This is a genomic window from Peterkaempfera griseoplana (assembly GCF_001418575.1).
In the GTDB taxonomy this organism is placed as follows: Bacteria; Actinomycetota; Actinomycetes; order Streptomycetales; family Streptomycetaceae; genus Peterkaempfera; species Peterkaempfera griseoplana.
In genome coordinates, this window is record NZ_LIQR01000049.1 from 1 (window position 1) to 11,572 (window position 11,572).

The 11,572-nt window shown below is 70.7% G+C and carries 8 protein-coding genes; all 8 read left to right on the forward strand.

All coding sequences use genetic code 11. The features are described 5' to 3' along the window. The coding region (locus tag AOK09_RS03880; protein ID WP_157875791.1) for a beta-galactosidase small subunit-related protein at nucleotides 1-1,770 on the forward strand (1,770 nt) is incomplete at its 5' end. Between the two features lie 151 nt (nucleotides 1,771-1,921). After that, a complete protein-coding gene (locus AOK09_RS03885) occupies nucleotides 1,922-2,935 on the forward strand; it encodes a LacI family DNA-binding transcriptional regulator (RefSeq protein WP_055585682.1) in 1,014 nt (337 codons plus the stop codon). A 185-nt stretch (nucleotides 2,936-3,120) separates the two neighbouring features. Beyond that, nucleotides 3,121-4,164, forward strand: a complete 1,044-nt coding sequence (locus AOK09_RS03890) for a LacI family DNA-binding transcriptional regulator (protein ID WP_055585683.1) — start codon at nucleotides 3,121-3,123, stop codon at nucleotides 4,162-4,164. A gap of 214 nt (nucleotides 4,165-4,378) precedes the next feature. Continuing rightward, nucleotides 4,379-5,791 carry an ABC transporter substrate-binding protein gene (locus AOK09_RS03895; protein WP_055585684.1) on the forward strand — a complete coding sequence of 471 codons (1,413 nt, stop codon included), beginning with the start codon at nucleotides 4,379-4,381 and terminating at the stop codon, nucleotides 5,789-5,791. Between the two features lie 73 nt (nucleotides 5,792-5,864). Continuing rightward, nucleotides 5,865-6,815: a carbohydrate ABC transporter permease gene (locus AOK09_RS03900; RefSeq protein ID WP_055585685.1), complete on the forward strand. Its 951-nt coding sequence runs from the start codon at nucleotides 5,865-5,867 to the stop codon at nucleotides 6,813-6,815. Between the two features lie 28 nt (nucleotides 6,816-6,843). Further along, the gene (locus AOK09_RS03905) at nucleotides 6,844-7,719 is read left to right on the forward strand and encodes a carbohydrate ABC transporter permease (protein WP_055585687.1); all 876 of its coding nucleotides are present in this window, start codon (nucleotides 6,844-6,846) and stop codon (nucleotides 7,717-7,719) included. A 118-nt stretch (nucleotides 7,720-7,837) separates the two neighbouring features. Beyond that, on the forward strand, nucleotides 7,838-9,469 hold the full coding sequence (locus AOK09_RS03910) for a glycoside hydrolase family 13 protein (protein WP_055585686.1): 1,632 nt from the start codon (nucleotides 7,838-7,840) through the stop codon (nucleotides 9,467-9,469). 223 nt (nucleotides 9,470-9,692) lie between these two features. Beyond that, the coding region (locus AOK09_RS03915; protein ID WP_265736702.1) for a glycosyl hydrolase family 28-related protein at nucleotides 9,693-11,572 on the forward strand (1,880 nt) is incomplete at its 3' end.

Consider the following 11,572-nt stretch of genomic DNA (forward strand, 5'->3'; position numbering starts at 1 on the left):
CCGGCGCTGCTGGACCGCGCCGCCCGCATGGTGGAGCGGGACAAGAACCATCCCAGCGTGATCATGTGGTCGCTCGGCAACGAGTGCGGCACCGGCCGGGGCCTGAGCGCCATGGCCGACTGGATCCGGGCCCGGGACCCCGGCCGCCCGATCCACTACGAGGGCGACCGCAGCTGCCGGGACACCGACGTCTACAGCCGGATGTACGCCTCCCACCAGGAGGTGGCGGCGATCGGCACACGCGCCGAGGAGCCGCTGGACGACCCGCAGCTGGACGCCCGCCGCCGCGCCCTGCCCTTCGTGCTCTGCGAGTACGCCCACGCCATGGGCAACGGACCGGGCGGGCTCAGCGAGTACCAGGACCTCTTCGCGGCCCATGAGCGCTGTCAGGGCGGCTTTGTCTGGGAGTGGATCGACCACGGCATCCGGCAGCGCACCGCCGACGGACGCCAGCGGTTCGCCTACGGAGGCGACTTCGGCGAGGAGCTGCACGACGGCAACTTCGTCTGCGACGGACTGGTGCTGCCCGACCGCACCCCCTCCCCGGGGCTGGCCGAGTTCAAGGCGGTGGTGCAGCCCGTGCAGCTGACCGGGGACGCCCGGGCGGTACGGATCACCAACGGCCATGACTTCGCCGACCTCGGCCGTCTCGCCTTCCGCTGGGTCCACCAGGTCGACGGCGTAACCACCGCCGAGGGCCTGCTGACGGTGCCCGTGCTGACACCGGGGGAGAGCGCCGAACTCAAGCTGCCCGAGCCGCCGGCCGCGGGGAAGGGGGAGGCCTGGTGGACCGTCAGCGCGGTCCTCGCCGAGGACACGGCCTGGGCGGAGGCCGGCCATGAGGTGGCCTGGGTGCAGTTCCCGGCCGCGCCCGCGCCGGTCAGGCCCGCACCGCGCCCCACCGCCGTCCCGCACCGGGAGGCCGGCGTCCTGCGGCTGGGGCCCGGTGGCTTCGACCCCGCCACCGGACTGCTGCGCACCCTCGGGCCGCTCACCGTGCTGGGCCCCCGGCTGGACGTCTGGCGGGCGCCCACCGACAACGACGAGATGACCCTCGCCCGTCCGCAGGACCGTCTCGCCGAGCGGTGGCGGCGGCTGGGGCTGCACCGGATGCGGCACCGCACCGACGAGGTGTGCGTCGAGGACGGCGGACTGCTGGTCCGCACCAGGGTCGCCCCCGCGGCCACCGACGCCGGGCTGCGCACCGTCCACCGCTGGACCTCCGACGGGGTGCGGCTGCGGCTGGAGGTGGAGGTGGAGCCGGAGGGCGAGTGGCCGGACCCGCTGCCCCGGGTCGGTGTGCGGCTGGCGGTGCCGGCGGCGCTGGACCGGGTGCGCTGGTTCGGCGGCGGACCGGGGGAGGCGTACCCGGACAGCCGCCGGGCGGCCAGGACCGGCCGCTGGGAGTCGACGGTGGACGCCCTGCAGACGCCGTATGTGATGCCGCAGGAGAACGGCAGCCGCACCGGGGTGCGGACGGCGTGGCTGTACGGCGGTCAGCACGGCGGGGGCGCCGGGCTGCGCATCGAGGGCGAGCCCGAGTTCGCCCTCACCGCGCGCCGCTGGACCAGTGAGCAGCTGGCCGCCGCCCGGCACACCGACGAGCTGGAGCCCGACCCCCGGTGGGTCCACCTCAATCTGGACCACGCCCAGCACGGTCTGGGGTCGGCCTCCTGCGGCCCCGGGGTGCTGCCCGCGCACCGGCTGACGGCCGCTCCGTTCCGCTTCGCGTTCACCTTCACCCCGCTCGCCCCCGGCGAGCGGCCGTAGCGGCGTGGCCGTCCGTGCCCGTGCACCCGCCGGGGTGCACGGGCACGGACGGCAACCGCGCGGCTGGGGGCCTTCGGCGGTCGCCGGCCGCAGGCAAGCCGCTGCTGGTTTGCTGCAAGCTGCTTACGGCCAATGTCGTACGCTTACGCCCATGACACGACGACTTGCCGAGGTGGCCAGAAAGGTCGGGGTCAGCGAGGCCACGGTCAGCCGTGTGCTCAACGACAAGCCCGGGGTTTCGGAGTCCACCCGGGCGGCGGTGCTGACCGCGCTGGATGTGCTCGGCTACGAGCGGCCCACCCAGCTCAGGGGTGAGCGGGCCCGGTTGGTGGGCCTGGTGCTGCCCGAGCTGCAGAACCCGATCTTCCCGGCGTTCGCCGAGGTGGTGGGCGGGGCGCTGGCGCAGCAGGGCTTCACCCCGGTGCTGTGCACCCAGACCGCGGGCGGTGTCTCCGAGGCGGACTATGTGGACCTGCTGCTGCAGCAGCACGTCTCCGGGGTGGTCTTCTTCGGCGGTCTGTACGCGCAGGCGGACTCCCCGCACGACCACTACGACCGGCTGGCCGAGCGGGGTCTGCCGACCGTGCTGCTGAACGCCGCCATAGAGGATCTGGACTTCCCCCGGGTCTCCTGCGACGACGCGGTGGCGGTGGAGCAGGCGGTGGGTCATCTGGTGTCGCTGGGGCACCGGCGGATCGGGATGGTGCTGGGTCCGCCGGACCATGTGCCGTCCCGCCGCAAGCTGGCGGCCGGGCGGACCGCCGCCGAGCGCGCCGGTCTGGAGCTGCCGGACTCCTCTGTGGAGCGGGCGCTCTTCTCCCTGGAGGGCGGCCAGGCCGCCGCCACCCGGCTGTTGAACCAGGGCGTCACGGCGATCGTCTGCGCCAGCGACCCGCTGGCGCTGGGGGCGGTGCGGGCGGCCCGTCGCCGGGGGATGTCGGTGCCGGACGACGTCTCGGTGGTCGGCTATGACGACTCCTCCTTCATGACCTGCACCGACCCGCCGCTCACCACGGTGCGTCAGCCGATCGAGGCCATGGGCCGGGCCGCGGTGGAGCTGCTGGCGGGGGAGATCGCGGGCGTCCGGGTCACCCATGACGAGCTGCTCTTCGAACCGGAGCTGGTGGTCCGCAGGTCCACCGGCCCGGCGCCCGCCAGGGGCTGATCGGCGGGCGGGGACGGCCGGAGGCGGCGGACAGCGGCAGTACGGCAGCACGGCAGTACGGACGGCGGCGGCCGGCCAGGGCGGACCTGGCCGGCCGCCGCCGTCTGCGTCCCGGCAGGCCGGCCGGCCATCGTCGACAATCTCATGCAAGCCAATTGCTGATTTTAGTCGTAGGATTTCGAGCCGTGACTCGACGACTTGCAGAAGTGGCCAAGAAGGTCGGCATGAGCGAGGCGACGGTCAGCCGCGTGCTCAACAACCGGCCAGGCGTCTCGGAGAACACCCGCGCCGCCGTGCTGACCGCGCTGGACGTGCTCGGCTACGAACGGCCCACCCAACTGCGCGGCCAGCGCTCCCGGCTGGTCGGCATGGTGCTCCCCGAACTGCAGAACCCGATCTTCCCCGCACTGGCCGAGGTGGTCGGCGCCGGCCTCGCCCAGCAGAACTTCATCCCGGTGCTCTGCACCCAGACCGCGGGTGGTGTCTCCGAGGCGGACTATGTGGACCTGCTGCTGGAGCAGCAGGTCTCGGGGGTGGTCTTCTTCGGCGGCGCCTACGCCCAGCGGGACGCCCCGCACGGCCACTACGGCCTGCTGGCCGAGCGGGGCCTGCCGACCGTGCTGCTCAACGCCGCCATCGACGACCTGGACTTCCCCCGGGTGGTCTGCGACGACGCGGTCGCCGTCGAGCAGGTCCTCGGCCATCTGCGGCAGTTGGGGCACCGGCGGATCGGGATGGTGCTGGGCCCGCCCGACCATGTGCCGTCCGCCCGCAAGCTGGCCGCGGCCCGGGCGCAGGCCGGGACCGCCGGCTCCGCGCTGCCCGACGACATGGTGGAGCGGACCATGTTCTCCCTGGAGGGCGGCCAGGCCGCGGCGGGCCGGCTGCTGCAGCGCGGGGCCACCGCCATCGTCTGCGCCAGCGACCCGCTGGCGCTGGGGGCGATCCGGGCGGTGCGGCGCCGGGGGCTGTCGGTGCCGGGGGACGTCTCGGTGGTCGGCTATGACGACTCGTCCTTCATGACCTGCACCGACCCCGCCCTGACCACGGTCCGTCAGCCCATCGACGCCATGGGCCGCACCGTGGTCGACCTGCTGGTCGGGGCCATCTCGGGGACCTGGGGGGAGCAGGGTGAGATCTTCTTCGAGCCCGAGCTGGTGGTCCGGTCGAGCAGTGGCCCGCTGCGCCTCTCAGTGCACGCTCCGGTGGCTGACGGAACTTCGTCCTGACGTCACAACTCGATATCGTGATTTTGCAAAGTTCCGTCGACATCTTGTGGTCATCTGACGGCGATGGTTAAGTGATGGCGCGTCGGAGGGGCCGCACTGTCGGGACGAGGTCCGCGGCCCCACCGAGCCCACGACGCGTCACCTGCGCACTTTCTCCCAGGCCCGCACGGGTCCGGGCCTTCCCTCCACCGTGCTTGCAGAAGGGTCCACCCGCATGAACAGAAACCGGCTGCTCCGCAGAGCGGTCACCGCCCTCGCCGTCGCCGGCCTGGTCCTCCCGGTCGCCGCATGCAGCAGCTCAGGCAGCGGCGGCGGCAGCGGCTCCGGGGACACCGGCGCCTCCAAGTCCGCGGACGCAGCCACGCCTCTGGACCCCAAGACCAAGGTCACCATCAGCATCGACTGCCAGCCGCCGACCACCAAGACCGCCGAGCGCAAGGAGTGGGCGGAGGACATCGCGGAGTTCAACAAGATCTACCCGAACGTCACCATCAACTCCAAGGACGCCTCGCCCTGCGAGGAGCCCCCCAAGTTCACCGCCCAGCTCCAGGGCAAGACCCAGACCGACGTCTTCTACTCCTACTTCACCGACCTCCAGCAGGTGCTGGACGCCGGCGGGGCCGCGGACATCACGGCGTACGTCAACGAGAAGACCGTGCCCGCCTTCAAGGACATCGACCCGTCGGTCCTCGCCACCCTCACGGACGGCGGCAAGCTCTACGGCCTGCCCAAGAGCAACTACAAGATGGGCCTGCTCTACAGCCGCAGCCTCTTCAAGAAGGCCGGCCTGGACCCGGACAAGCCCCCGACCACCTGGGACGAGATCCGCGCGGACGCCAAGAAGATCGCCGCACTGGGCGGCGGCGTCAACGGCTACGGCGACTACAGCGCCACCAACCAGGGCGGCTGGCACTTCACCGCCGAGCTCTACGGCCTCGGCGGCACCATGGTCAACGAGGACGGCTCCAAGGCCGCCTTCAACACCGCCGAGGGCAAGCAGGTGCTGCAGAACCTCTACGACATGCGGTGGACCGACAAGTCCATGAGCGCGGCCCAGGGCCTGAAGTGGCCCGACCTGATGACCCAGATGGCCGCCGGCAAGCTCGGTATGTACATCGGCGCCCCGGACGACATCACCTACATGGTGCAGACCCTCAAGGGCGACTACCAGGACTACGGCATGGGCCCGATGCCCGGCGGCAAGGCGGCGCTGCTCGGCGGCGACGACTACATGTTCAAGGCGGGCTCCACCCCCGACCAGATCAAGGCCGGCATCGCCTGGATCAACTTCAAGTACCTCACCATGGGCAAGGGGCAGTTCAACTACTCCCGCACCAAGGCCGACGGTCTCCCGGTGGGTCTGCCCGAGCCGTTCTTCTTCACCGGCGACAGCCTGGCCAAGGACAACCAGCTGAAGGCGGCGAGCGCCACCGTGCCGGTCGCCAACTACGCTCCCTACCTGTCCGTCCAGGTGCCCGGCAAGACCGAGCCGGCCAACGCCCAGCAGATCTACAAGGTGATGGACAACCCGGTCTCCGCGGTGCTGACCGACCAGCACGCCAACGTCGACAAGCTGCTCTCGGACGCCGAGACCCAGGTCAACCAGGTGCTGGCCAACCTGCAGTAGCCACACCTCCGGGGGCCGGCCCGCAGCGGCCGGCCCCCGCACCCACGATCAGCGGTACGACTCAGGAGAAGTGATGGCGGCGATCACCGTCCCGGGCAAGGCGGCGCACGGGCTCGATCCGGGGGAGGACGGGACTCCGCGGCGGAGCCGGAGGGGGCTGGCGCAGAAGGTGCGCCGGAACCTCTCCGCATACGGGTTCCTGCTCGGCGCCCTGCTCTGCTTCGGGTTCTTCACCTGGTACCCCATGGTCCGTGAAGTGATCATGAGCTTCCAGAAGACCAAGCGGGGCACCACCACCTGGGTGGGCATGGAGAACCTGCAACGCATCTTCAACGACCCCGCCTTCTGGCAGGCCTGGCGCAACACCCTGCTGTACACCGGACTGGCGCTGCTGCTCGGCTTCGCCGTCCCCTTCGTGGTGGCCGTGGTGCTCAACGAGCTGCGGCACGCCCGGGCGTATCTGCGGGTCCTGGTCTATCTGCCGGTGATGATGCCGCCCGTCGCCTCGGTGCTGCTCTTCAAGTACTTCTACGACCCGGACTTCGGCCTCTTCAACCACATCCTGGCCTTCCTCCACCTGCCGACGTCGGCCTGGCTGAACTCCACCTCCACCGCCATGCTCTCGGTGGTGATCGCCTCCACCTGGATGAACATGGGCGGCGCCACCCTGGTCTACCTGGCGGCGCTGCAGACCATCCCGGGCGAGCTCTACGAGGCGGCCGAACTCGACGGCGCCGGGCTGCTGCGCAAGATCTGGCACGTCACCATCCCGCAGACCCGGCTGATCCTCTCGCTGCTCCTGCTGCTGCAGATCGTCGCCACCATGCAGGTCTTCGTGGAGCCCTTCCTGCTCACCGGCGGCAACGGCCCCCAGGGCTCCACCACCACGGTCGTCTACCTCGTCTACCAGTACGCCTTCAACTTCAACAACTACGGCAGCGCCTCCGCGCTGGGCCTGGTCATGCTGCTGGTGCTCGCCGGGTTCTCCGCCGTCTATGTGCGGCTCAGCCGCGAGACCGACTGAGAGGAGCGCCCCCGTGGCAGCCAACGCCGTGCGGACCCGCACCCTGATCTCGCAGACCCAGCTCAACCGCCCCACCGGCAAGGTGCTCTACCGGATCGTCCTCGTGGTGGTGGTGGCCGGCTTCACCCTGGTCTTCCTCGGGCCGCTGTACTGGCTGGTGACCGGCGGCCTGAAGTCCACCTCCGAGGTGATCCAGAACCCGCCGACCCTCTTCCCGCAGCACATCCACACCGACACCTACTCCCAGGCGTGGAGCCGGCTCTCCATGGGGCGGCTGCTGTTCAACACCCTGTACTACGCCTTCGGCGCGCTCGTCCTCCAGCTGGTCTTCGACGTCGCCGCGGCCTACTCGCTCTCCAAGCTCCGCCCGGTGCTGGGCAACGTCGTCCTGGGCATGATGCTGGCCACCCTGATGATCCCGGCGGCCGTGCTGATCGTCCCCCAGTACCTGACGGTGCTGGACCTGCCGGTGCTCCACCTCAACCTGATCAACAGCCCGTGGGCGATCTGGCTGCCCACCGTGGCCAACGCCTTCAACATCTTTCTGCTGAAGCGCTTCTTCGACTCCATACCCGCCGACCTGATGTCGGCCGCCGCCATCGACGGCGCCGGCCCGCTGCGCACCCTCTGGTCGGTGGTGCTGCCGATGTCGCGGCCGATCCTCGGCGTGGTCTCCATCTTCGCCGTGGTCAACGTCTGGAAGGACTTCCTCTGGCCGATGCTGGTGGAGCCCGACCCGGCCAACCAGACGCTCAACATCGGCATCAGATCGCTCTCCACCGGGGTGCCGCAGAACGTCGTCATCGCGGCCCTGGCCATCGCCTCGGTGCCCACGCTGGTCTTCTTCCTGATCTTCCAGCGGAACATCATGTCCGGGCTGACCGCGGGCGGCCTCAAGGGCTGACGCGGCACCCGCCGCCCCCAGAACCGCCGCCGGCCCCCATCCAACCGTTCCCCGCGGCCGGGCCGGCGGCGCGGTACCCCATGCCTCCATCCGTCCGTACCCGAAAGGATCCACCACCGTGGTACAGCAGCCCCAGCCTCAGCCCCAGCGTCCGGGGTGGTGGCGAGACGCGGCGATCTACCAGGTGTACCCGCGCAGTTTCGCCGACGGCAACGGCGACGGCGTCGGCGACCTGGCCGGCATCCGCAACCGGCTCCCGTACCTCGCCGACCTGGGAGTCGAGGCCATCTGGTTCAACCCCTGGTACCCCTCTCCGATGGCCGACGGCGGCTATGACGTCGCCGACTACCGTGATGTGGACCCCGTCTTCGGCACCCTGGCCGACGCCGAGAAGCTGATCTCCGAGGCGCTGGACCTGGGCATCCGCACCATCGTGGACATCGTCCCCAACCACATCTCCGACGCCCACCCCTGGTTCCGCGCGGCCCTGGCCGCCCCGCCGGGCAGCCCCGAGCGGGAGCGCTTCCACTTCCGTCCGGGCCGCGGAGCGGACGGCGAACTGCCGCCCAACAACTGGGTGTCGGAGTTCGGCGGGGTGCCCTGGACCCGTACCACCGACCCCGACGGCACCCCGGGCGAGTGGTATCTGCACCTCTTCGCCACCCAGCAGCCGGACCTCAACTGGGACCACCCGGAGGTCCGCGCCGAGTTCGAGGACGTGCTGCGGTTCTGGTTCGACCGCGGCGCGGCGGGCGTCCGCATCGACTCCGCGGCGCTCTGCACCAAGGACCCGGCGCTGCCCGACTTCGACCCGGCGAGCGACCCCCACCCCTTCGTCGACCGTGAGGAGTTGCACGGGATCTACCGTTCCTGGCGGCGGATCGCGGACTCCTACCCCGACCCCCGGGCGCTGATCGGCGAGGTCTGGCTGCCCGACGCCGAGCGCTTCGTCCGGTATCTGCGCCCGGACGAACTGCACACCGCCTTCAACTTCGACTTCATGACCCGCGCCTGGGACGCCGACCAGCTGCGCGCCTCCATCGACACCACCCTGGACCTGCACGCCCCGGTGGGCGCCCCCGCCACCTGGGTGCTGGCCAACCACGACGTCACCCGCACCGTCACCCGCTACGGCCGGGCCGACACCAGGTTCGACTTCGCCGCCAAGGCCTTCGGCACGCCCACCGATCCCGCGCTGGGCCTGCGCCGGGCCCGCGCGGCCGCGCTGCTCTCGCTCGCCCTGCCCGGCGCCGTCTACCTCTACCAGGGCGAGGAACTGGGCCTGCCGGAGGTCGAGGACCTGCCGCTGGACCGGCTCCAGGACCCGATGCACTTCCGTTCCGGCGGCACCGACCCGGGGCGCGACGGATGCCGGGTCCCGCTGCCGTGGTCGGGCACCGCGCCGCCGTACGGGTTCACCCGGCAGGACGTGGACCCCTGGCTGCCCCAGCCCGCCGGCTGGGAGGCCCTCACCGTGGAGGCCCAGCGGGCCGATCCCGGCTCGATGCTCAATCTGTACCGCAGTGCGCTGCGGCTGCGCCGCAGTACGGCGGCGCTGCGGGAGGGCCGCTTCAGCTGGCTGGAGAGCGCACCCGGGGTGCTGTCCTTCCGCCGCGGTGAGGACTTCGGCTGTCTGGTCAACCTGTCGGACGCGCCGGTACCGCTGCCGGAGGGCGGGCGGCCGTTGCTGGCCAGCGCGGAGCTGACCGGCGGGCGGCTGCCGGTGGACGCGGCGGTGTGGCTGGGCTGACCCGCCGCGTACGAGGGCCCTGGACTCCTGAGGGGGAGTCCAGGGCCCTCTGCATGTGCTCGTAAGTTCCTTGCGTTGTTTCTGCCAAAATCTTGCTCCCGCTTATGGACTTCATGCGGACGCGGCCCTTAGTCTCTCGCTGCCGGATGAAATGACCGCGTCACATCCCCCTCACTGCACCTCTGGTCCCACCACTCATCGACCAGCAAGGAAGTGCATCCCCATGCGTTCACCCCACCGCGGCCGCCCCCGCCGCGGACTCGCCGCGTTCACGGCCGCAGCCCTCGGCGCCGCAGGACTGGTCACCGCTGTGGTGGCCGGCGCCGGCACCGCCCATGCGGCGGGCGTCCCCACCCTCTCCCCGCTGGCGGTCCAGGGACGGGGCGCGACCGTCCCGTTCGTCGAGCAGGAGGCCGAGTACGCCGCCACCAACGGCACCGTGATCGGACCCGACCGCCTCTACACCCATCTGCCCTCGGAGGCGTCCGGCCGCCAGGCGGTCACCCTGGGCGCCGTCGGCCAGTACGTGGAGTTCACCCTCACCCAGCCGGCCAACTCCATCGACTTCCGCTACAGCCTGCCGGACTCCTCCGACGGCAAGGGGCGCGACGCCTCCATGGACCTGCTGGTCAACGGGTCCAAGCTCAAGAGCGTCGCGGTGACCTCCAAGTACAGCTGGTACTACGGCGGTTACCCCTTCAACAACAACCCGGGCGACACCAACCCCCACCACTTCTTCGACGAGACCAGGACCCTGCTGGGCAGCACCTATCCGGCAGGGACCAAGATCCGCCTCCAGGTGTCCTCCACCGCCCAGTCGCCGACCTTCACCATCGACCTGGCGGACTTCGAGAACGTCGCCGCGCCCATCGGCAAGCCCACCGGGGCCATCGACGCGGTCGCCGACTACGGCGCCGACCCCAGCGGCGCCACCGACTCCACCGCGAGGATCCAGGCCGCCGTGGACGCCGGTGCGGCCCAGGGCCGCACCGTCTACCTGCCGCAGGGCAACTACACCCTCTACGGCCATGTCGTGGTGGACAAGGTGACGCTGGCCGGCGCGGGCCCCTGGTACACCGTCCTCGGCGGCCGCGACCCGGGCAACAGCAGCCGCGCGGCGGGCATCTACGGCAAGTACGTCAGCGACGGCGGCCCCAGCCAGAACGTCACCCTCAAGGACTTCGCCATCATCGGCGACATCCGCGAGCGGGTGGACTCCGACCAGGTCAACGGCCTCGGCGGGGCGATGTCCAACTCCACCGTGGACGACCTGTGGATCCAGCACACCAAGGTCGGCGCCTGGATGGACGGCCCCATGGACCACTTCACCATCAAGAACAGCCGCATCCTGGACCAGACCGCGGACGGGGTGAACTTCCACACCGGAGTCACAAACTCCACGGTCACCAACACCTTCGTCCGCAACACCGGTGACGACGGACTGGCCTCCTGGCCCCAGGACAAGCCCAACGTCAACGACAGCTTCACCCACGACACCGTGGTGCTGCCGATCCTGGCCAACAACATCGTCACCTACGGCGGCCGGGACTTCACCATCTCCGACAACGTGATGGCCGACACCGTCAGCAACGGCGGCGGCCTGCACATCGCCAACCGCTACCCGGGCGTCAACTCCGGCAGCGGGACCGCGGTCGCGGGCACCATCACCGCCGCCCGCAACACCCTGATCCGCACCGGCAACAGCGACTACAACTGGAACTTCGGCGTCGGTGCGCTCTGGTTCGACGGACTCAACGAGCCCATCAGCGGCGCCACGATCAATGTCACCGACACCGACATCCTGGACAGCTCCTACGAGGCGATCCAGTCCATCGAGGGCGCGGTCAGCGGCATCAACCTGACCGATGTCAACATCGACGGCGCGGGCACCTACGCCATCCAGGCCCAGTCCAACGCCGCCATGAAATTCACGAACGTCACGGCCAAGAACATCGCCCAGAGCGCCACCCCGATCCAGAACTGCATCGGCACCGGCCTGCAGATCACCGACGGCGGCGGCAACTCCGGCTGGAACACGGGCTCCACCTGCAGCGGCACCTGGCCCGCCCCGCAGTGGACCTACGGCGGCCGGCCGGCCGGCCG